At 46.9% G+C, this 22,402-nt stretch carries 23 protein-coding genes; 14 read left to right on the top strand and 9 right to left on the bottom strand.

The annotated features are described in order from the left end of the window. The first annotated feature begins 117 nt into the window (after positions 1-117). From FHQ30_RS00500 to FHQ30_RS00460, 9 genes are all read left to right on the top strand, one after another. Positions 118-525 (top strand): ATP synthase subunit I, encoded by a 408-nt coding sequence (locus FHQ30_RS00500; protein WP_139610663.1) that lies wholly within the window; start codon positions 118-120, stop codon positions 523-525. Between the two features lie 8 nt (positions 526-533). Beyond that, positions 534-1,334 carry a F0F1 ATP synthase subunit A gene (gene atpB / locus FHQ30_RS00495; protein WP_139609483.1) on the top strand — a complete coding sequence of 267 codons (801 nt, stop codon included), beginning with the start codon at positions 534-536 and terminating at the stop codon, positions 1,332-1,334. A gap of 70 nt (positions 1,335-1,404) precedes the next feature. After that, positions 1,405-1,659, top strand: a complete 255-nt coding sequence (atpE, locus tag FHQ30_RS00490; RefSeq protein WP_132965367.1) for a F0F1 ATP synthase subunit C — start codon at positions 1,405-1,407, stop codon at positions 1,657-1,659. 57 nt (positions 1,660-1,716) lie between these two features. After that, positions 1,717-2,187 (top strand): F0F1 ATP synthase subunit B, encoded by a 471-nt coding sequence (gene atpF, locus FHQ30_RS00485; protein ID WP_132965366.1) that lies wholly within the window; start codon positions 1,717-1,719, stop codon positions 2,185-2,187. A 13-nt stretch (positions 2,188-2,200) separates the two neighbouring features. Then, positions 2,201-2,734 (top strand): F0F1 ATP synthase subunit delta, encoded by a 534-nt coding sequence (atpH, locus tag FHQ30_RS00480; RefSeq protein ID WP_132965365.1) that lies wholly within the window; start codon positions 2,201-2,203, stop codon positions 2,732-2,734. Positions 2,735-2,746: 12 nt separating this feature from the next. Further along, positions 2,747-4,288, top strand: a complete 1,542-nt coding sequence (gene atpA, locus FHQ30_RS00475) for a F0F1 ATP synthase subunit alpha (RefSeq protein ID WP_139610662.1) — start codon at positions 2,747-2,749, stop codon at positions 4,286-4,288. A gap of 25 nt (positions 4,289-4,313) precedes the next feature. Beyond that, positions 4,314-5,180, top strand: coding sequence for a F0F1 ATP synthase subunit gamma (gene atpG / locus FHQ30_RS00470; protein ID WP_132965361.1), 867 nt, complete (start codon positions 4,314-4,316; stop codon positions 5,178-5,180). A gap of 21 nt (positions 5,181-5,201) precedes the next feature. Beyond that, a complete protein-coding gene (gene atpD, locus FHQ30_RS00465) occupies positions 5,202-6,575 on the top strand; it encodes a F0F1 ATP synthase subunit beta (protein ID WP_132965359.1) in 1,374 nt (457 codons plus the stop codon). Positions 6,576-6,622: 47 nt separating this feature from the next. Beyond that, positions 6,623-7,051: a F0F1 ATP synthase subunit epsilon gene (locus FHQ30_RS00460; protein WP_132965357.1), complete on the top strand. Its 429-nt coding sequence runs from the start codon at positions 6,623-6,625 to the stop codon at positions 7,049-7,051. A gap of 31 nt (positions 7,052-7,082) precedes the next feature. Here FHQ30_RS00460 and msrQ read toward each other — a convergent pair whose 3' ends face one another. The 9 genes from msrQ to FHQ30_RS00415 all read right to left on the bottom strand — a co-directional run bounded on the left by msrQ (position 7,083) and on the right by FHQ30_RS00415 (position 16,489). Then, a complete protein-coding gene (gene msrQ, locus FHQ30_RS00455; RefSeq protein ID WP_139610661.1) occupies positions 7,083-7,694 on the bottom strand; it encodes a protein-methionine-sulfoxide reductase heme-binding subunit MsrQ in 612 nt (203 codons plus the stop codon). Next, entirely contained in the window at positions 7,694-8,620 is a 927-nt protein-coding gene (gene msrP / locus FHQ30_RS00450; RefSeq protein ID WP_139610660.1) for a protein-methionine-sulfoxide reductase catalytic subunit MsrP, read from the bottom strand. Before msrP ends, msrQ begins: the two co-directional genes overlap by 1 nt. Positions 8,621-8,819: 199 nt before the next feature. Continuing rightward, on the bottom strand, positions 8,820-9,380 hold the full coding sequence (gene sodC / locus FHQ30_RS00445; protein ID WP_139610659.1) for a superoxide dismutase family protein: 561 nt from the start codon (positions 9,378-9,380) through the stop codon (positions 8,820-8,822). A 167-nt stretch (positions 9,381-9,547) separates the two neighbouring features. Then, positions 9,548-11,542: a transketolase gene (tkt, locus tag FHQ30_RS00440; protein ID WP_139610658.1), complete on the bottom strand. Its 1,995-nt coding sequence runs from the start codon at positions 11,540-11,542 to the stop codon at positions 9,548-9,550. A 156-nt stretch (positions 11,543-11,698) separates the two neighbouring features. Beyond that, positions 11,699-12,667 carry a tRNA dihydrouridine(20/20a) synthase DusA gene (dusA, locus tag FHQ30_RS00435; protein WP_139610657.1) on the bottom strand — a complete coding sequence of 323 codons (969 nt, stop codon included), beginning with the start codon at positions 12,665-12,667 and terminating at the stop codon, positions 11,699-11,701. A gap of 24 nt (positions 12,668-12,691) precedes the next feature. Next, entirely contained in the window at positions 12,692-14,092 is a 1,401-nt protein-coding gene (locus FHQ30_RS00430) for a chloride channel protein (protein WP_139610656.1), read from the bottom strand. Between the two features lie 123 nt (positions 14,093-14,215). Beyond that, positions 14,216-14,347: a FeoB-associated Cys-rich membrane protein gene (locus FHQ30_RS00425; RefSeq protein ID WP_176552602.1), complete on the bottom strand. Its 132-nt coding sequence runs from the start codon at positions 14,345-14,347 to the stop codon at positions 14,216-14,218. Beyond that, positions 14,347-16,209, bottom strand: coding sequence for a ferrous iron transporter B (gene feoB / locus FHQ30_RS00420; protein WP_139610654.1), 1,863 nt, complete (start codon positions 16,207-16,209; stop codon positions 14,347-14,349). The genes FHQ30_RS00425 and feoB overlap by 1 nt, the downstream gene beginning before the upstream one ends. Positions 16,210-16,231: 22 nt before the next feature. Next, positions 16,232-16,489: a FeoA family protein gene (locus FHQ30_RS00415; protein WP_139610653.1), complete on the bottom strand. Its 258-nt coding sequence runs from the start codon at positions 16,487-16,489 to the stop codon at positions 16,232-16,234. Between the two features lie 227 nt (positions 16,490-16,716). On the opposite strand from FHQ30_RS00415, the gene rsmD reads away from it, so the two are divergent. The 5 genes from rsmD to recX all read left to right on the top strand — a co-directional run bounded on the left by rsmD (position 16,717) and on the right by recX (position 22,279). Then, the gene (gene rsmD, locus FHQ30_RS00410) at positions 16,717-17,343 is read left to right on the top strand and encodes a 16S rRNA (guanine(966)-N(2))-methyltransferase RsmD (protein ID WP_139610652.1); all 627 of its coding nucleotides are present in this window, start codon (positions 16,717-16,719) and stop codon (positions 17,341-17,343) included. Positions 17,344-17,519: 176 nt separating this feature from the next. Next, the gene (gene glpA, locus FHQ30_RS00405; protein WP_132965343.1) at positions 17,520-19,187 is read left to right on the top strand and encodes an anaerobic glycerol-3-phosphate dehydrogenase subunit A; all 1,668 of its coding nucleotides are present in this window, start codon (positions 17,520-17,522) and stop codon (positions 19,185-19,187) included. Further along, on the top strand, positions 19,177-20,457 hold the full coding sequence (glpB, locus tag FHQ30_RS00400) for a glycerol-3-phosphate dehydrogenase subunit GlpB (RefSeq protein WP_139610651.1): 1,281 nt from the start codon (positions 19,177-19,179) through the stop codon (positions 20,455-20,457). The genes glpA and glpB overlap by 11 nt, the downstream gene beginning before the upstream one ends. Further along, positions 20,454-21,713: an anaerobic glycerol-3-phosphate dehydrogenase subunit GlpC gene (gene glpC / locus FHQ30_RS00395; protein ID WP_139610650.1), complete on the top strand. Its 1,260-nt coding sequence runs from the start codon at positions 20,454-20,456 to the stop codon at positions 21,711-21,713. Before glpB ends, glpC begins: the two co-directional genes overlap by 4 nt. A 116-nt stretch (positions 21,714-21,829) precedes the next feature. Further along, entirely contained in the window at positions 21,830-22,279 is a 450-nt protein-coding gene (recX, locus tag FHQ30_RS00390; RefSeq protein ID WP_139610649.1) for a recombination regulator RecX, read from the top strand. The last annotated feature ends 123 nt before the right edge of the window (positions 22,280-22,402 follow it).

The raw sequence follows: 22,402 nt of genomic DNA, 5'->3' as shown, positions 1-22,402 counted from the left end.
CCGTATAATTTAATCTGTTTTGTTAGCGCGGAGATTACCCCGTTTTAGGTAGTTTTTAACACTAGGCATAACTTCACCTAAACAATAAAAAGATGATTTTGGTGAATAGGAAATCAGATGTCAGCAGTATTGGATAGAAACAGAAAACTTTATCATAAAGCGTTTATTATCGAACTGGCATTAATCTTGATTGTTTATGCGTTAATCGGATTGTTACAACCCGCATTCTCCTTCCCGTTTTTATTGGGCGCTTTGATCGGTTGGCTGCCGCAGCTGGTACTGGTTGTTTATGTATTTTATCTGCGTGCAAATTTGCAACCGGAACATAAGTTAAAAGCGCTGTATCAAGGGGAAGGAATTAAAATAGTTTTAACTATTATTTTATTATTGCTGGTTTTTATTAACATTGATCTAACGCCGCTAGCGTTTTTTGCCGGCTATTTTGGTTTAATATTGCTTAATAATCTTTTACCTTTTGTATTGCAAAAGCACACAGAAAGTAAAATCAACTCACTTACGAAGTAGGAAATTGTATGGCTGCCGAAGGTTCATCCCAAACTTCTATTGGATATATTCAACATCATCTCTCATTTCTCACCCACGGTGAAGGTTTTTGGTCGGTTAATATCGATTCCTTATTTTTCTCGGTCGTCACCGGATTACTGTTTATCTTTATTTTCAGTAAAGTCGCTAAAAAAGCGACCAGTGGTGTGCCGGGAAAATTGCAATGTGCGGTTGAAATGCTGGTCGAATGGGTTGACGGAATGGTCAAAGAGAATTTCCACGGCAGTCGCAATGTGATCGGACCGTTGGGTTTGACCGTATTTGTCTGGGTGTTGTTAATGAATACTTTGGATATTGTTCCGGTCGACTATTTACCACAAATTGCTCATGCAATGGGTTTTGAGTATCTGCGTGCAGTACCAACGGCTGATATGAATATCACCTTCGGTATGTCAATTGCCGTATTCTTTTTGATTATTATCTACACAATAAAATCCAAAGGTTTCGGTGGTTTGGTCAAAGAATACACAATGCACCCTTTCAACCACCCTATTTTTATTCCGGTCAACTTCCTATTGGAAACTGTAACATTATTAGCCAAACCGGTTTCACTTGGTTTACGGTTGTTCGGCAATCTGTATGCCGGTGAATTGATTTTTATCTTGATCGCACTGACCTATTCTGCCGGCTATGTTATCGGTGGTCTAGGTATCTTCATGCATGTGGCTTGGGCAATTTTCCATATTTTGGTGGTTATTTTGCAGGCGTTTATCTTCATGATGTTGACGATTGTCTATATCAGTATTGCTTATAACAAAGCCGATCATTAATTTTTAACGAGTATTTTTATTTTTAACCTGGCAATTTTGCCAACACTTTAACTTAAACATGGAGAAAATCATGGAAACTGTTATTACTGCAACAATCATCGCTTCTGCCATTATGATTTCAATTGCGGCATTAGGTACTGCTATTGGCTTCGGCTTGTTGGGCGGAAAATTCCTGGAGTCAGCAGCCCGTCAACCGGAACTAGCTAACTCTTTGTTAACAAGAATGTTTATTGTTGCCGGTTTACTTGATGCAATTTCAATGATTGCGGTTGGTATCGCGTTATACTTCATCTTCGCTAATCCGTTTACTGCGTTATTGGGTTAATTTTTGCCTTACGCCATTTTGTTGGCGTAACCGATAAGCATTATTGAGGAGGACGTTGTGAATATTAACGCAACACTGATTGGACAATCGATTGCATTCTTGATTTTTGTCTTGTTCTGCATGAAATTTGTCTGGCCACCGGTTATTAAAGCGATCGAAGAGCGCCAATCCGGTATTGCCAATGCTTTGGCAGCAGCCGAAGCAGCTAAAAAAGAGCAATCTGACACCAAAGTTTTGGTTGAACAAGAGCTGAATAGTGCCAAAAAACAAGCGCAAGAGATTGTCGATTTAGCCAATAAACGTCGCAATGAAATTTTGGACGAAGTGCGGTCTGAAGCAGAATCGTTGAAAGCTAAAATTATCGAGCAGGGCTATAGTGAAATTGAAGCAGAACGTAAACGTGCACAGGAAGAATTGCGCGTTAAAGTCGCTTCCTTGGCAGTGGCTGGAGCAGAGAAGATTGTCGGTCGTTCGATTGATGAAGCGGCTAACAGCGACATTATTGATAAATTAGTTGCAGAACTATAGGAAGGTGGGGCTAATGTCAGAATATATCACAGTCGCACGCCCCTATGCTAAAGCTGCATTTGACTTTGCGGTTGAACAAAACAGAGTTGATGCATGGCAAGCCATGTTGGGTTTTGTTGCCGAAGTGGCAGAAAATGACGATATTAAACATTTTTTAAAAGAGTCTTTTTCACCGCAGAAAGTCGCCAAGACTTTCATTGATATATGTGGCGATCAGCTGGATCAATATGGGCAGAATTTTATCCGTCTAATGGCAGAAAATAAGCGCGTAATGGCACTTCCTGAGGTATTTAAACTGTTTCAGGAGCTTGTCGATCAATATAAATCGCTGGCTAATGTTGAAGTGATTTCCGCCGAACCATTAACGCAGAAACAACAACAAAATATTCTCCAGGCAATGGAAAAAAGACTTGCCCGCAAAGTGAAATTAAATTGCAGCATTGATAAAAATCTGATTGGCGGCGCGATTATCCGTACCGATGATTTGGTTATCGACGGCAGCAGCCGTGGTCAATTAAATCGTCTGGCCAATGAGTTGCAATTGTAAGAGGAATAGAAAATGCAACTGAATTCTACAGAAATTAGTGAACTGATTAAAAAACGGATTGCCGATTTTAATGTAACGAGCGAAGCTCGCAACACCGGCACCATCGTTTCAGTAAGTGATGGGATTATCCGTATCCACGGCTTGAGCGATGCAATGCAAGGGGAAATGATTGCATTGCCGGGCAACCGCTTTGCTATTGCGTTGAACTTGGAAAGAGATTCTGTCGGTGCGGTGGTGATGGGGCCTTATTCCGATTTAGCCGAGGGTATGGAAGTACAATGTACCGGTCGTATTTTGGAAGTGCCGGTAGGACGTAACTTATTGGGTCGTGTCGTGAATACCTTAGGGCAACCGATTGACGGCAAAGGTGAAATTGTTGCTGATGACTATTCGCCGATTGAAGTGATTGCACCGGGCGTTATCGATCGTAAATCGGTCGATCAGCCGGTACAAACCGGATATAAAGCGGTTGACTCCATGGTGCCGATTGGACGTGGTCAACGCGAATTGATTATCGGTGACCGCCAAACCGGCAAAACCGCATTGGCAATCGATGCGATCATCAACCAACGTGATTCCGATATTAAATGTATTTATGTGGCAGTCGGACAGAAAGCCTCGACCATCGCTAACGTGGTGCGTAAATTGGAAGAACATGGTGCGCTGGAAAATACTATCGTCGTGGTTGCCTCAGCGGCTGAATCGGCGGCATTGCAATATCTGGCTCCGTATTCCGGGTGCGCAATGGGCGAATTTTTCCGTGACAACGGTGAAGATGCGTTAATCGTGTACGATGATTTATCTAAGCAAGCGGTTGCTTACCGTCAAATCTCATTGTTATTGCGTCGCCCACCGGGTCGTGAAGCGTTCCCCGGCGATGTATTTTATCTGCACTCCCGCTTATTGGAACGGGCTGCTCGCGTTAGTGCGGAGTATGTGGAGAAATTTACTAACGGGCGCGTGAAAGGCAAAACCGGTTCTTTGACCGCACTTCCGATCATTGAAACTCAGGCTGGTGACGTATCAGCGTTTGTTCCGACCAACGTAATCTCGATTACCGATGGCCAGATTTTCTTGGAATCTGATTTGTTTAACTCAGGGATCCGTCCGGCGGTTAACCCGGGGATTTCGGTTTCACGCGTTGGTGGTGCGGCACAAACTAAAGTGGTGAAAAAATTGGCTGGCGGAATTCGTACCGCACTTGCTCAATACCGTGAATTAGCGGCGTTTGCTCAGTTTGCTTCCGACTTGGATGAAGCGACCCGTAAACAGTTGTCGCATGGTCAAAAAGTGACTGAGTTATTGAAACAAACTCAATATTCACCGTTAAGCGTCGGTCAACAAGCCTTGGTGTTGTTTGCAGTTGAATTTGGTTATCTGGATGATGTGGAGTTGGATCGTATAGCCTCTTTTGAAAGCAGTTTATTTGATTTTGCCAACAACAACGAAGCGGAATTCTTAAAACAGCTTTCTGCAACCGGTGACTATAACGATACTATCAAAGATAAATTAAAATCTATCTTAGATAATTTCAAAGCCAAAGGTGCATGGTAATAGCCAACGCTAACGGAGAGATGAAATGGCAGGTGCGAAAGAGATCAGAACCAAAATTGCCAGTGTGAAAAGCACGCAAAAAATCACCAAGGCAATGGAAATGGTTGCAGCCTCAAAAATGCGCAAAACGCAGGAACGCATGTCTTCTTCACGTCCGTATTCTACAGCAATACGCAACGTAATTAGCCATGTTTCCAAAGGTAATATTGAATATCGTCACCCTTTTTTGGTGGAACGTGAAATCAAAAAAGTGGGTTTTTTGGTTATCTCGACAGACCGTGGTTTGTGCGGTGGTTTAAATGTTAATTTGTTTAAAACCGCACTTAGTGAGTTTAAACAGTGGAAAGACAAGCAAGTTAATGTAGAAATTGCGCTGTTAGGGTCGAAAGCTATCGGCTTTTTCCACTCCTTAGGCTTGACAATTCGTGGTCAAACCTCCGGCATGGGAGATACCCCGTCAGTGGAACAAATTGTCGGTATTGCCAATACAATGTTTGATAGTTATAGCAGCGGTGAATATGACGCCATTTATATTGTCTATAACAAATTTATCAATACGATGGCACAGAAACCGGTGGTGCAGCAGTTGATTCCATTACCGGAGCTGGAAGAAGACGAACTTACAACTGAAAACAGCTGGGACTACCTGTATGAACCAAATTCCAAATATCTGTTGGATAAACTGCTGACCCGTTATTTGGAAGCGCAGGTTTATCAAGCAGTGGTCGAAAATTTGGCGTCAGAACAGGCGGCACGGATGGTGGCGATGAAGTCGGCAACGGATAATGCCGGTAACTTGATTAACGACTTGCAGTTGGTTTACAACAAAGCTCGTCAAGCCAGTATTACAAATGAATTAAACGAAATTGTTGCCGGTGCGGCGGCAATTTAACGAAAAAGTAGAGGATCGGTAATGGCAACAGGAAAAATTGTACAAATCATCGGTGCCGTCATTGACGTTGAATTTCCACAAGATGCAGTGCCAAAAGTATATGATGCGTTAAAAGTGGAAACCGGGTTAACCCTTGAAGTTCAACAACAATTGGGTGGCGGAATCGTGCGTTGTATCGCAATGGGCTCGTCAGACGGGTTAAAACGTCATTTGAGCGTCAGCAACACCAACAACCCGATTTCAGTGCCGGTCGGAGTGAAAACTCTCGGTCGTATTATGAATGTGTTGGGTGAGCCGATTGATGAATTAGGTCCGATTGGGGCAGAAGAGAACTGGTCAATCCATCGTGAAGCGCCAAGTTATGAAGATCAATCCAATAGTGCCGAACTTTTGGAAACCGGTATCAAAGTTATCGACTTGGTATGCCCGTTTGCCAAAGGGGGGAAAGTCGGCTTGTTTGGTGGTGCCGGTGTAGGTAAAACCGTGAATATGATGGAGTTAATCCGTAATATCGCGATTGAACACTCCGGTTATTCGGTATTTGCTGGCGTGGGTGAACGAACCCGTGAAGGCAACGACTTCTACCACGAAATGCAGGATTCCAACGTATTGGATAAAGTATCACTGGTGTACGGTCAAATGAATGAGCCGCCAGGCAACCGTTTGCGTGTGGCGTTGACCGGGTTGACGATGGCGGAAAAATTCCGTGATGAAGGTCGTGATGTATTATTCTTCGTGGACAATATCTATCGTTATACCTTGGCAGGAACCGAAGTATCCGCTCTTTTAGGTCGGATGCCGTCTGCGGTAGGTTATCAACCGACTTTGGCGGAAGAGATGGGGGTATTGCAAGAGCGGATCACCTCAACCAAAACCGGTTCCATCACTTCGATTCAAGCGGTGTATGTACCGGCGGATGACTTGACTGACCCATCTCCGGCAACGACCTTTGCTCACTTGGATGCGACCGTGGTATTAAGCCGTCAAATTGCCTCGTTGGGGATCTATCCGGCGGTGGATCCGTTGGATTCCACTTCGCGTCAATTGGATCCGTTAGTAGTAGGTAAAGATCACTACGAAGTGGCACGTGGCGTGCAATCAACCTTACAGCGTTATAAAGAGTTGAAAGACATTATTGCGATTTTGGGTATGGACGAGTTATCCGAAGACGATAAATTGGTTGTTGCCCGTGCGCGTAAAATCGAGCGTTTCTTATCGCAGCCGTTCTTCGTGGCAGAAGTATTTACCGGTTCTCCGGGTAAATATGTATCGCTGAAAGATACGATTGCCGGTTTTAAAGGGATTTTGGACGGCGAATACGATCATATTCCGGAACAAGCGTTCTATATGGTCGGTTCGATCGACGAAGTCTTGGCAAAAGCCGAGAAAATGTAATCACTCCCTCGGGTATGTGAGTAATAACAGAACTGAAGGAGAATAACATGGCATCTTCATTTGAACTGACTGTGGTTAGTGCGGAGAAACAGATTTTCCATGGTGAGGTCAACAGTATTCAGGTTTCCGGTATTGAAGGGGATCTGGGTATTTTACCGGGGCATACTCCGTTGTTGACCGAAATCAAGCCCGGCGTGCTACAAATTAAGCAGGAAAGCGGACTAGAAGTGATCTATGTATCTGGTGGTTTTCTTGAAGTGCAGCCACATGTAGTGACAGTGCTAGCCGATACCGCGATTCGTGGTGATGAACTGGATAAAGACCGGATTCTGGCTGCCAAACGTCGTGCTGAAGAAAATACGCATGCGAAACACGGCGACGTGGATTATTCTTTGTTATCATCGAAATTATCGCGTGAATTGGCTAAATTACAAGCCTATGAATTAACGGAAAAATTAACTAAAGCTAAACGTTAATTTTTTTAGTCGATTGCAAAACCCGTCATTTTTAAAACTGGCGGGTTTTATTTTTGTAGGCAATTATCTGATTGCTGAAAAACTTCCAAGCTAAAACCATAATTGCAAAAACCAGAAAAATCAGCGGCTGTAAGGCAATACCTTTGGTTGACCAATAGTAGTGAATAATCGCTAACACAATCGCCAGGTTGCTGAGTTGGTGCAGGATAAACCAGTTTTTTGCCAGTTTGTGGCGTAGCATCGGGATTGAACTGGCGGCAGGCAGCAGAAAAAAGACAAACGCCAGTACGCCGACAATCAGATAAGGACGCTTTATAATTTCATTCAAAAACAGGCGGTAATCAAATGCCAGCTCTAACGCCAAATAACTTAAAATATGCAAGCTTAACCAAAATAATCCCCACAACCCTAGCGTTTTATGCAGCGCCAGTAGGCGTCCCTTGCCATATAACCGATTAATAATCCGTAAACTAAACAGAGCAGCAAAAAAATAAAGTGCGGTCAGCCCCAAAAAATGGATTAATTCTTTAATTGGATCTGCGCCGAATATCAGGCTTATATCGCCATAATTCAGGATATAACCCAACCATAATAACGGCAACAAACCGGCACAGTGGATGGTAAGGCGTAAAAAGTTGAACATCAAAAATTAACCTTCAAATCTAAACCTTGATAGAGGAAAGCCACTTCATCGGCATAGCCGTTAAACGGTAATGTGGCTTGGCGTTTGCTGGAAAACAGCCCGCCACTGCCGATAATCCGTTCGCTGGCTTGTGACCAGCGCGGGTGATCGACTTCGGGATTAACATTGGCGTAAAAACCATATTCGTTCGGGGCGAGGCGCTGCCAGGTATTCAGCGGTTGTTGTTCGGTCAGGGTGATTTTGACAATTGATTTAATACTTTTGAAGCCGTATTTCCAAGGTACAACCAGACGTATCGGTGCGCCGTTTTGTGGCAGCAAATCTTTGCCGTACAAACCGGTCGCCATTAAGGTCAGCGGGTGCATGGCTTCTTGTATCGTCAAACCTTCAACATAGGGATAATCAATACCACCGCCAGTATAGCGATCACGTTGTCCCGGCATTTGTTGTGGATCATACAGGGTTTCAAAGCGCACATATTTGGCATTAGCGCTCGGATCGGCTAATTTGAGTAATTTATTCAATTCAAATCCCAGCCATGGTACCACCATTGACCAGGCTTCGACGCAGCGAAAACGATAGATTCGTTCTTCTGTAGTAAAACGTTGGTGCAGGTCATCCCAATCTAAGGTAAGCGGATTGTTGACTGCGCCATCTACCGTTAGCTTCCACGGGTTGGTTTTGAATGACTTGGCATAATGTTGTGGATCTTGTTTGCTGACGCCGAATTCATAAAAATTGTTATAACCGATAATATTTTCTTCCGGGGTTGGCTTTAATAAAGTTGCTTGCGTGCTGGTATTGTCCGCATAGACGACATTAGGCAGCAATAAACTGCTTCCACCTACGCCAAGTGCGGTCAGAATTTTACGTCGTTGGTGAAAAACCCGTTCGTCGGTAACATCATGTTCCAGTAATTTTTTCATACTTCCCCCCTGTTTGATACTTAGATAGAAATAGTCAATAAAAGTTCACTGGATTGATAGGTGTTTTAGTGCAAAAGAAGGCGTTTATCGTCGCATAAATACGACAATCTAGGAGGAAAATAGAAAATGGATAACATATCAGGACGGTCTTTCCGCCCTGATAACATGTTGTTATTAAAGTAAAAAGTGCGGTGCTCGATTATTTTATGACACCGCACGCCATTCTGGCACCACCACCACCCAGTGGCGCCGGGTGATCGGAATGGTTATCACCACCGGCATGGATCATGATTGCACGATTTTGAATTTCATCTAGTGATTTCAAACGTGGTGCTAACACCGGATTGGTTGCAGTGCCGTCGGCATTGACCGTTAAAGCCGGTAAATCGCCTAAATGGGCATCATCTTGCCATGGGAAACCGTGTTGCTTGGTCTCTTTTGGATCCCAGTGACCGCCAGCGGCTAATCCGGCAACTATTTTACCGTCTTTCTCTTGTGGTTCGCAGCTTGGGTTTTGATGAATATGGAAACCATGTAAACCTGGGGTTAAACCATTGAGTGCCGGTGTGAACACCAGACCATAGTCTGATTCGGTAACGACCACTTCGCCGATATCCTGATTGCCGTTGGCCGGATCAAGCAATTGCACCTTAATCACCAAATTATTGTCATGTTGGTGAGCGTGGTTTTGTGCCGACACCGTAGAACTTAGAGCGAGCGTGCAGAGTGAAAGTGCGGTAACCAATAACGTTTTCTTCATAACTTCTCCTTATTATTAACAGCAATACCGTTCAGAAAAGCAACGGATAGTGACACAATAAAGCAAAATTACAGTTAGCTTAAATGATCAAGCTCACAAAATAGAAAAAATCCCTTTGTTTAAGACTAAAACAAAGGGATTATTTTACTATTAGACAAATTTTAGTATTACAAAATTTCTTTGGCTTTTGCTACTACGTTTTCAACGGTGAAGCCGAATAGTTTGAACAGTTGATCTGCCGGGGCAGATTCGCCAAAGCTGTTCATGCCGACAACACGACCGTTAAAGCCGACGTATTTGTACCAGAAATCGCTGATTCCGGCTTCGATTGCCACACGTTTGCTGACCGCACTTGGTAATACGGATTCATGGTAAGCTTGATCTTGAGCGTCAAATACATTGGTTGACGGCATTGAGACAACGCGTACTTTTTTACCTTCCGCATTCAACTGTTCAGCGGCTTTCACTGCCAATTCCACTTCTGAACCGGTAGCAATCAAAATTAAGTCCGGCGTACCATCACAATCTTTCAGCACATAGCCGCCACGGGCAACATCTGCCAACTGCTGTGCACTGCGATCCATTTGCGTCAGATTTTGGCGGGTGAAAATCATTGCACTCGGACCGTCTTTGCGCTCAACCGCTGCTTTCCAGGCAATGGCAGATTCCACTTGGTCACAAGGTCGCCAAGTTTGCAGGTTCGGAATCAAACGCAATGCAGCAGTCTGTTCAACCGGTTGGTGGGTCGGGCCGTCTTCGCCTAAACCGATGGAGTCGTGGGTGTAAACAAACAGCACACGCTGTTTCATCAATGCTGCCATGCGAATAGCATTGTGGGCATACTCCATAAACATCAGGAAAGTAGCACCGTAAGGAATAAAGCCGCCATGCAGGGCAATCCCGTTCATGATCGCCGACATACCGAATTCGCGTACGCCGTAGTTGATGTAGTTGCCGTCGACGATATTGGCACGAATCGGTTTTGAACCAGACCACAAGGTTAAATTCGAGCTTGCCAAGTCGGCAGAGCCACCCAAAAATTCAGGCAGTAACGGTGCATAGGCTTCGATGGCGTTTTGTGAGGCTTTACGGCTGGCAATTGCCGCCGGATTAGCTTGTAATTTTTCGATAAAGGCTTGTGATTGTGCCGCCCAGTTTGCCGGCAAGTCGCCGTTGACACGGCGCTTGAATTCGGCGGCTAATTCAGGATAAGCCGCTTGGTAAGCAGCAAATTTTTCATCCCAGGCTTTTTCAGCAGCTTGACCTTTGGCTTTTGCGTCCCATTCAGCGTAGATATCAGTCGGAATTTCGAATGCCGCATGTGCCCAATTTAACGCTTTACGGGTTAAAGCAATTTCGTCGTCGCCCAGCGGTGCGCCGTGGCTGTCGTGGGAGTTGGATTTGTTCGGAGAGCCGTAACCGATAATGGTTTTGCAAATAATCAATGTCGGTTTTCCGCTTTCCGCTTTGGCTTGTTCAACCGCACTTTTAACTTGTGCCGCATCGTGTCCGTCGATTGCCGGGATTACTTGCCAGCCGTAGGCTTCGAAGCGTTTTTGGGTGTCGTCGGTGAACCAGCCGTCAACATGACCGTCAATCGAGATGTTGTTGTCGTCATAAAACGCAATCAGTTTGCCTAAGCCCAAGGTTCCTGCCAAAGAGCAGGCTTCGTGCGAAATTCCTTCCATCAAACAGCCGTCGCCTAAGAATACATAGGTATGGTGATCAACAATCTCATGTCCTGCACGGTTAAATTGACCGGCTAAGGTTTTTTCCGCAATGGCCATCCCAACCGCATTGGTGATGCCTTGTCCCAGCGGACCGGTGGTGGTTTCTACGCCCGGCGCATAGCCGTATTCTGGGTGTCCCGGGGTTTTGGAATGCAGCTGGCGGAACTGTTTTAAATCTTCGATGGACAAATCGTAGCCGCTTAAATGCAGCAAGCTATAAATCAACATTGAGCCGTGTCCGTTAGACAGTACGAAGCGATCGCGGTTTGCCCAGCTCGGGTTGGTTGGGTTATGTACTAAAAAATCGCGCCATAACACTTCGGCAATATCTGCCATGCCCATCGGGGCACCCGGGTGTCCGGATTTTGCTTTTTGTACCGCATCCATACTTAAAAAGCGGATCGCATTTGCCAATTCTTTGCGTGAAGCCATGTGATTCTCCTGTTCAAAATAGAAATAATTATTTGCTAAAAAATAGTGGTATGAGTTTACACCAATCCGAGAATAAATGCTGAGAGATCATCTCAAGCGTTTAACTTTCAAAATTTTTTTGTGATCTTAATCACAAATACTCGGCATAGGTCAGGCTCAATCGATAAATGAAAGTGCGGTTTGCACCACTTCTGTCCCGGCATTTGGTTTATGTGCATTTTCGCTTAAATAACGCCGCCACTGTTTTGCGCCTTTACAGCCCTGAAATGCGCCCACCATATGGCGACTGATATGGTTTAAATGGGTGCCTGCCTGCAATTCTTTTTCGATATAAGGCAACATTTTTTCCACCGCTTGCCGTGGCGTGACGACCGCACTTTGCGGATCAAACAACACTTGGTCAACGTAACCAAGCAGGCTGGGGTTTTGGTAGGCTTCGCGTCCGACCATCACCCCATCGACAAACTGCAAATGTTGTTGCATCTCATCAAGGGTTTTAATGCCACCGTTAATCACGATAGAGAGTTGCGGAAAATCGCGTTTCAATTGATAAACCCGTTGGTAATCCAACGGAGGAATCTCACGGTTTTGCTTCGGGCTTAAGCCGGACAGCCAGGCTTTGCGCGCATGAATGATAAACTCTTGACAACCGGCATTAGCCAGCGTTTGCACAAAATCATACAGAAATTCATAACTGTCAAACTCATCAATCCCGATTCGGGTTTTCACCGTCACCGGAATTGAAACCGCACTTTGCATTTTAGCGACACATTCTGCGACCAAATCGGCTTTTGCCATCAAACAAGCACCGAAAAAGCCGTTTTGCACCCGATCTGACGGGCAGCCGACATTCAAGTTAATCTCGTCATAGCCGTATTGTTCGGCTTTTTGCGCACACAGCCGCAACTGTGCCGGATCGCTGCCGCCCAGTTGCAGCGCCAGCGGATGTTCACCTTGATCGTAGCGTAGATGATCATATTTGGCGTGGATAATCGCGCCGGTGGTGATCATCTCGGTGTAAAGCAAGGCGTGTCGGCTAAACTGACGGTGAAAATAGCGGCAGTGGCGCGTAGTCCAGTCCAGCATCGGTGCAACAGAAAAACGACCACGGTAATGAGTGTGCATAAAATAAATTAGTATCCTTGTTTTTTAAGTCGGTTGATTACTTTGCGTGACGGCTGCGGCTTTATTACTCTCTTCTTGAATACGTTGCCGGAAACGGCTGGCAGCTAGGTGGTAAAACGGTTTCGGGCAGAATTGGCGCGAAACCAACGATGCCAACAAACAGCACGCCAGTAACCAGAACAGCACCGGTTGGCTGCCGGTCATTTCCATCACTACCACACTGGCGGTGACCGGGGATTGGGTGGCTGCCGCCAAAAATGCTGCCATAGATAACAATACCAGCAGACGCTGATCAACCACACCGCCGGTGGCTTCCCAGATTTGTGCGCCCAAGGCAGCACCGGTGGTCAATGCCGGGGTGAAGATCCCGCCAGCGATGCCCGCCCAATAAGTTGCTACGGTGGCGAATAACTTGGCAATGCCCAAACCTTCTGCCGGCAGCGGCGCATCATGTAGCAAATGCGTGACTACATCGTAACCGGTGCCGTAGGTGGCGCCTTTCGAGTAACTGCCCAATGCCGCCAAAACCAGTCCGAGCAGGGCAGCGATCCATAACGGATGGCGCCGAATCCAACCGCGCCAACGTGCCGGGGAATAAGCAGCCAAGCCTTTTGCCAATAAGCGGGCAAAGATGCCGCCGAAAAAGCCACACACAGCGGCGCAGAGTAAGACCCAGAGAGATAAGTGCGGTATATCGGTGGCGCCGTTGTAATGCGGAAAATAGGGATTGTTGCCCATAATCGCCACTTGGATGAATCCTGCCGCCAGCACACCGAGCAGCACACGCCGTTCCCAGCGCAACATCACCCCGCGCCCCAGCTCTTCGATTGCAAAGATCACACCGGCTAGCGGCGCGTTAAACGCAGCGGCTAAACCACCGGCGGCACCGGTTGCCATTAACTCATTACTGCTTAAGCCTTTGAATGCTATGTTGCGTTTACGGCAGAAATTGCCCCATGCCAACATCACCGCTGCGCCCACTTGCACCGACGGACCTTCGCGTCCGACCGAAGCGCCGATCAGCATGGCAAAAAAGGTAAGCGGAATTTTCCATAAGGTTTGTCCGAAGGCGACTAAACGGGTTTTATTGCTGCCGTGAGGCAGGGAAATGCTGGCGATCACTTGCGGAATACCGCTGCCGGAGACATAGGGTGTGTATTTGCCGGTGAACCAAGCCAGCGCAACCAAACCGAGCGGCAGCACCAGCCAGACCAATAACGGATATTCTGCCGTCCATCGGGCGTTCCATTCCAGTCCGGATTCTGCCAATAATGCAAAGCCGAGTGAGAACAACGCCACCCAGCCCGCACCGATCAGCAGGCAGACAAACTCCACGCTTTTACGCGACAAGCGCCAAGTTTGATGGCTTTTATGTCGTAGATAAAACCGCACTTTACGCAGCAGGGAGGAAAAATTGGGTAACATGGTATTTTTCAGCCGATTGAACAAAGCTAGATTATAACTGAAAAAGTGCTAAGGAACAGCGCTAAAAGCAGAAGTACGGTCTGGAAAGCGTAGACCGCACCGGGTTAGATAAAAAAGTGCTGTTTATTGACAATTTTTGCCACGTCCGCAGCCACAGCACTTTTCACAGGCGGAGGATGGTTTTTTGCCGAACCATTTTTTTCCCAAATAAGCCGCAGCGGCAATGACGATGAGTGCAACAATAACAACTTGCATTATGTTAAGATCCTTGTGGTAAGGTGATACACGACCCATGCGCCAAAATAAGCTAGCGCCGTCAAATAGCCGATGATTAACAGGGTTTTACCCGTAGAGTTCGTTTCTCGCTTGATGACCACCAGGGTAGCTGCACACATCGGTGCATAGATATACCAAGTCAATAGTGCGAAGGCTGTCGGCAAATCCCAACTGTCGTGCAAAATAGGTACTAAACTTTGCTGTAATAGTTCGTCTGAGGTGGCTGCCACAGCATAGATAGTGCCTAACGAGGCGACCACCACCTCTCTTGCGGCTAGCCCGGTGATCATCGCAATACAAATTTGCCAGTTGAATCTTAGAGGGGCAAACAACGGTTCAATCCACTGTCCTAAGATTCCGGCAAAACTGTATTCAATCGACGGTAAGGTGGCATCCGCCGGGGCCGCAGGAAAAGAGACCAGCGCCCATAAAATCACGCTTAAGGCAAAAATAATACTACCGGCTTTCTTCAAAAAGGCACTGATGCGTTCCCATAAGCTGAGTGCAATATGCTTGAAATTCGGCATACGGTAGGTTGGCAACTCCATCAGCAGCGGAAATTGGCGCATACCACCGCGACGCTTCGCCAGTCGTTTCATAAACCATGCGACCAAGACTGCCGATAAAATGCCAATCAGATAGAGGATGAAGAGCGTTAATCCTTGTAGATTAAACACCCCGCCAACGGTGCGTTGCGGAATAAATGCCCCAATCAATAGCGCATAGACCGGCAGACGGGCAGAACAAGTCATTAGTGGTGCTATTGCAATCGTGACCAAGCGTTCACGAGGATTGGAAATCGTGCGTGCTGACATAATCGATGGCACTGCACAAGCGAAGCTGGACAGCAGTGGTATAAAAGTTCTGCCCGACAGCCCGATTTTATCAAACAGATTATCCAGCAAAAAGGCAGCCCGTGGCAGATAACCGGAATCTTCCAGTAACAAGATAAATAAGAATAAAATTGTAATTTGCGGTAAAAAAACAACGACACTGCCCACCCCGGCAATAATGCCGTCTACCAGTAAACTGTGCAAAATGCCTTCAGGCAGTCGTGTTCCCACCCAGTTGGCAAACTGTCCGATCAGGCTCTCTATTCCGTCCATTAATGGCGCTGACCAACTGTAGACTGCCTGAAAGGTCAGCAGCAAAACGGTTGATAGTAACAATAGGCCCAGTATCGGATGCAACACCACCTGATCCAGCCGTTGGTGCCATACGGGCAGTCGGGTTTGTTTGATCACCACTGCTTGAATAATCTGATCCGCTTGGCGGTAGAGGGCTTCGCTGTCCAGATTTTCAATATCAGGAGCGGTTGACGGTGTGGAATGAGTGGATTTTGGAAAATCCAATAACGCCTGTTTAAGCGCTTGCGTGCCTTTATGGCTGATGGCGGTAGTTTCGACCACCGGCATGCCCAACAGGCGTGAAAGTTGAGGAATATCAATTTGCAGACCGCGTCGCCGTGCTACGTCACTCAAATTGAGCGATGTCAGCATGGGTAGCCCCAGTTGTTTCAACTCCAACAGCATACGCAAACTCATGCGTAAATTGGTGGCGTCGGCAACCGCTAAAATGACGTTGGGGCGTGCTGTCGAATCTCGTTGTCCCAGCAAGACTTGGCGTGTCACCTCTTCGTCTGGGCTGGTGGTGTGCAAGCTGTAAGTACCGGGTAGATCCAATATTTCAATGTCTTTATCGGCGGTGAATACACCACTGCGGCGATCAACGGTGACGCCCGGGTAGTTGGCCACTTTGGCTCTGGCGCCGGTTAAGGCATTGAATAATACGGTTTTACCGCAATTGGGCGCCCCCACCAGCGCAACACGTAAAACAGCCATACTTCATACTCCGTTTTATGGGTTAACCGCGACAACATTGAATTTTGGCGGCTTCTTGCGCACGCAGCGAAAATTGGGCACCGTTTGCCAGTCGCACTGCCAACGGGGAACCCAAAAAGCCGTGTGCGATCACCGTAATGGCGGTTTTTTCGCAAAAGCCCAGATCACGTAGGCGACGAGTGACGGTTGAGTCCAGACTACCAAATTCAGGATTGTGTAAAATGGAGTTGATGACAGCGGACTGCCCTTTTTTGAGTTCAAGTAATGATATAGGTTGCATAGTCGATAGGATCCGAGCGAATAAAAATAGATGCACATTGCGAATTATTATTATATTTATTACGAAGCGCAAATGGCTTTACAAAAAATACGATTTTTTTGATGCAGACCCTAGTTATTTGACAGATAAAGTTATCGATTCCAGCAGGAAATATCCCTTTTTGCTGTGAAATAACCTACACTATCCCTAAGATCAACAGCCCCTATTCTGCTAACAGGAATTGTTCCATGAAAAAACCACACCGTTATCCACAGTCGGTGCAAAACAAAGCAAGCGCTCACTCTCCGAGCAAAAACAAGGGCGAAGTGCGGATCATCGCAGGTCGCTGGCGTGGGCGTAAACTGCCGGTATTGTCTCATCAAGGTTTGCGTCCGACTACCGATCGGATCAAAGAAACCCTGTTTAACTGGCTGATGCCGTATATTGTCGGCGCTCGTTGTCTGGACTGTTTTGCCGGCAGTGGCAGCTTGGGGTTTGAAGCACTTTCGCGTCAGGCAAGTGCAGTGCAGTTTTTTGAGCAGGATAAAAGTGCGGTCAAACAGTTGCAGCAGAATTTACAGCGTTTGGAGTCTCAGCGTGGCTTGATTACTCAGGGCGATACTTTGCAGCTGTTGGCGCAAGGCAATTCTCAGCTGCCGTTTGATATTGTGTTTTTGGATCCGCCATTTCAACAGCAATTGATTGAACCGACGATTGAACGGCTGCAAAATAACGGTTGGCTGGCTGCGGGGGCTTTGGTTTATGTCGAAACTGAAAAGCAGTTGGCAACGCTGAAAGTTCCGGTGACGTGGCGCTTGTTAAAACAAAAAATCGGCGGTGAAGTCTGTTTTCGTTTGTATCAAACTGCTGATTGAAAGACCCTACAACAACGTTACTAAAATAGCGCAAAAAGTGGTGGTTTAACGAATAAATTGTGATCAAAGCCTAATTTTAATGTTTGTTTTCGAACATTGAATAGCAAAAAGTGACACTCTGGGTTAAAATTCTCAATAACAAATTTCGTATTCGAATTTTTATAGTGGGGATTTTTATGAACGCAACGTCTACTTGTCGTTCACATAGCGATGTGATCATCATCGGTGGCGGCGCGACCGGTGCGGGAATTGCCCGTGATTGCAGCTTGCGCGGATTGAGTGCGGTGCTGTTGGAACGGCGTGATATTGCCACCGGAGCGACCGGGCGTAACCACGGTTTGCTGCACAGTGGTGGTCGTTATGCGGTGAATGATCCGGAATCGGCAAAAGAGTGTATTGACGAAAATAATATTCTAAAACGAATCGCCAGACACTGTATTGACGATTGCAAAGGGCTGTTTATCACCCTGCCGGAAGATGATTTAAGCTTTCAACAGCCGTTTTTGCAAGCCTGTGAACAAGCCGGGATTGATGCTTTGCAAATTGAGCCTGCATTGGCGCGTCGCTTGGAGCCGTCGGTCAACCCGAATTTAATCGGTGCGATTGTGGTGCCGGACGGCAGCATCGACCCCTTCCGTTTAACTTCTGCCAATATGCTTGATGCCAAAGAGCGTGGCGCCCAAGTGTTCAGTTATTGCGAAGTGCGACAGTTGATCCGTGAAGGCAGTCGGGTAATCGGTGTGAAAGCCTTTGATCATAAAAATAAAATCGAGCGAGAATTTTTTGCACCGGTGGTGATCAATGCCGCAGGGATTTGGGGACAAGGGATTGCCGAATATGCCGATCTGAAAATCAAAATGTTCCCGGCAAAAGGCGCCTTGTTAGTGATGGGACACCGTTTAAACAGCATGGTGATCAACCGTTGTCGCAAGCCTGCAGATGCCGATATTCTGGTGCCGGGCGATACCATCAGCGTGATCGGCACTACTTCTAGCCGTATTCCTTACGATCAAATTGATAATATGCAGGTGACACCGGAAGAGGTGGATATTTTGATCCGTGAGGGCGAGAAATTGGCGCCTAGCCTACGGCATACCCGGGTGTTGCGCGCTTATGCCGGGGTGCGTCCGCTGGTGGCAACCGACGATGATCCGTCGGGGCGTAATGTCAGCCGTGGCATTGTGTTGCTCGATCATGCTGAACGCGACGGTTTAGACGGCTTTATCACCATTACCGGCGGAAAATTGATCACCTACCGTTTGATGGCAGAATGGGCGACCGATCTCGCCTGTAAAAAACTCAACAAAACCGCACTTTGCAGCACCGCACAGCTTGCATTGCCCGGTTCGAATGAAAGTGCGGTCGAAACCCACCAAAAAATCTTTTCACTGCCGACGCCGTTGCGCGTTTCAGCGGTGTATCGTCACGGTTCTCGTGCCAGTGCATTGTTGGAAAAAGAGCGGCTGGATCGCAGCCTGATTTGTGAATGTGAGGCGGTGACTGCCGGCGAAGTACGCTATGCGGTTGATGAATTGAAAGTCAATAATTTGGTTGACTTGCGCCGCCGCACCCGAGTCGGCATGGGAACTTGCCAAGGTGAACTCTGTGCCTGCCGTGCTGCCGGGCTGATGGCACGCTTTAAAGTCGCCAATCCGCAGCAATCCACCCAGCAACTGGCCTCTTTTATGGAAGAGCGCTGGCGCGGGATTGAACCAATTGCTTGGGGCGACGCGCTGCGTGAAGCGGAATTTACCTCATGGGTTTATTACGGCTTACTGGGGCTGAATGATGTGCCGCTGCCGACACCACAACAATTACAAGGAACCGACAACAATGAAGTTTGATAGCTTAATTATCGGTGGCGGCTTGGCTGGGCTGATTTGTGGCATCCGCCTGCAACAAAGTGGCCAGCGCTGTGCCATCGTCAGCAATGGACAGAGCGCACTGGATTTTTCTTCCGGTTCACTGGATTTGTTAAACCAACTGCCCAATGGTGAAAACGTACAATATGCAGCGCAAGGATTAGTGCAACTGGCACAGCAACAGCCGCAGCATCCTTACAGTTTGTTAGGGGCGGAGACCGTGCTGGCGAAAGCGGCACAATTTGAACAGCTTGCCGCAGCGCTGAATTTAAACCTGATTCATGGTGGACAGCACAATCATTTGCGCCTGACACCGTTGGGTGCGCTGCGTCCGACCTGGCTTTCGCCTGCCAGTGTGCCGACCTTTGACTGGGCTGATAAAATTTTGTCGCCACAAAAAGTCGCGGTATTGGGCATCGAAGGCTTTAACGATTTTCAGCCGCAACTGCTGTGCGACAATATGCAGCAGCTACCGCACTTTCAACAGTGGCAGATTCATTTTGATTATCTGCATATCCCGGAGCTGGATCACCTGCGCAACGATGCCCGTGAATTTCGCAGCATCAATATTTCACAGGCGTTAGAGCACAAACTGAATTTTCAGCAGTTGGTGGCTGAACTGAAAAAAGCAGCGCAAGGGGCAACCATGGCGTTTTTGCCGGCGTGTTTCGGTTTGGATAATGATGACTTTTTACAACAGTTACAACAAGCTTGCGGCATCAAACTGTTTGAACTGCCAACCTTGCCACCTTCACTGCTGGGCATTCGCCAACACCGTTTATTGCAACAAGCCTTTGAACAGGCCGGTGGGATTATGATGAAAGGCGACAGTGTGCTGCGTGCTGAGATGCACGAAAACCGCGTGACCGCACTTTATACCCGCTTGAACGAAGAGGTGGCGCTGAGTGCCGATCATTATGTGCTGGCAAGCGGCAGTTTTTTCAGTAACGGTTTGGTTGCTGAATTCGATCAGATTGTCGAACCGATTTTCGGGCTCGATCTGTTTAGCCGGCAACAGCGCAGCCAGTGGACTCATCGTCGTTTTGCCGCGGCTCAGCCTTATCAACAGTTTGGCGCTAAAATTAATGCCCATTGCCAAGCGATGAAACAACAGACGGTGATCGATAATTTGTATGCGATCGGCGCGGTGGTTGGTGGTTATGATGCGATTCACCAAGGTTGTGGTTCCGGCGTGGCGGTGGTGACGGCGTTGGCAGTGGCAGACCGAATTTTGCAGGAGAAAAGCGTATGAATTTACAGGAATTGATTCAACAGGCAGAGCGTACGCAAACCCAAATTCATCAAGACAACAGTTTTGAAAGCTGCATCAAATGCACTGCTTGTACTGCCGTTTGTCCGGTTTCACGCAATAATCCGTTCTATCCGGGGCCGAAACAGTCTGGTCCTGACGGCGAGCGCTTGCGTTTGAAAAGTGCCGAATTTTATGATGAAGCGTTGAAGTATTGCACCAACTGCAAACGTTGCGAAGTCGCCTGCCCGTCCGATGTCAAAATCGGCGATATTATTGTGCGTGCCAGAAATCGTTACAGCAAAAAACAGGATAAACCGGCAATTCAAAAACTGCGTGATGCGGTGTTAAGCAACACTGATATCATGGGATCGCTTTCCACGCCGTTTGCACCGGTGGTCAACGCACTGACCGGTTTGAAAGCCACTCGTTTCTTGTTGGATAAAACCCTGAAAGTGGCCAAACAGCGCAGCCTGCCAAAATATTCATTCGGTACTTTCCGCCAGTGGTATGCCAAGGTAGCTGAAAGGCAGCAGCAGTATGCAGAAAAAGTGGGTTACTATCATGGCTGCTATGTCAATTACAACAATCCTACCTTGGGCAAAGAGCTGATTGAGGTGTTTAATGCAATGAATATCGGCGTACTGTTGTTGGAAAAAGAGAAATGCTGTGGCGTGCCATTGATGGTCAATGGTTTTCCAGAACGGGCGAAAAAACAAGGTGAGTTTAATCTTCTGCAATTGGAGAAAGCCATTAGCGAACGCAAATTGGATATTGTCGGCACCTCTTCCACCTGCACCTTGACCCTGCGTGATGAGTATCAACATATTTTAGGCTTGGACAATCACAAAGTGCGGTCGCATATCCAATTGGTGACACGCCATTTATACACCCTGTTGCAGCAAGGCAAAACGTTGCCGCTGAAACCACTGCCGCTGCGAGTGGCATATCATACCGCCTGCCATATGGAAAAGAGCGGTTGGGTGCCGTATACCATTGAAGTATTGCGAAAAATTCCGCAATTGGAGATTGTGATGCTCAATTCACAATGCTGTGGCATTGCCGGTACTTACGGTTTCAAAGCGGAAAATTATGACACGGCACAAGCGATTGGCAATGGCCTGTTTCAACAGATTGATCAAGGCGGGTTTGACTATATTGTTTCCGATTGTGAAACCTGCAAATGGCAAATTGATATGTCCACCAGCCGCCAATGCTTGCACCCGATTACCCTGTTGGCGATGGCGCTGGATAACTAGCTGGATAATAAAAATGTGGGCGCTCGTTAAGAACAAAGTGCGGTATCCCACTGCACTTTGCGCAAAAATATGCTTTAATAGACAAATTACCGAACCTCACAACCGCTCTTTGTGCTATGAATAATATCGCCTTATCTTACCTTCTTAATTTGCTGGCGCGCCGTGATTACAGTGTGTATGAAATTCAACAGAAAATGCGTGCAAAGGCATTCAGTGAAGCCGAAATTGAAACAGTGATCGAACACTGCCAGCACAAAGGCTGGCAAAGCGATCAGCGCTTTTGCCAACACTTTGTGCTGGTACGCAGCCGCAAAGGTTACGGTCCGTTGCGGATTCGGCAGGAGTTGCAGCAAAAAGGGATTGAAACAGCGCTGATTGCGCAACAACTGGCAACGGATGAGATTGACTGGTTTGCGCTTGCCGAGCAGGTGTTTACTAAAAAATATGGCGATCATACGCCAACAGAGTGGACGTCGGTACTGAAACAGAAGGCTTGGCGCTTTATGTTAAGCCGTGGTTTCCAAACCGATCACTTCTCGCATTTGTTGAAAATTGAGTGCAACTAGGGTCTGTTGATCTTTGTTTATATTTTGAGTTGTCGTTTAAAATGAGCACAATCTAGGCGTAAGCCGAAATCAATAGTGGGACTATTGATGAGGATTACAACGATGAGTGTGCTCATTTTAAAC

The sequence above is a fragment of the Testudinibacter sp. 'clade 2' genome, from assembly GCF_006227735.1.
Lineage (GTDB): Bacteria > Pseudomonadota > Gammaproteobacteria > Enterobacterales > Pasteurellaceae > Chelonobacter.
The sequence above is the reverse complement of the archived record's forward strand: the minus strand, read 5'-3'. Positions and strand labels throughout refer to the sequence as shown.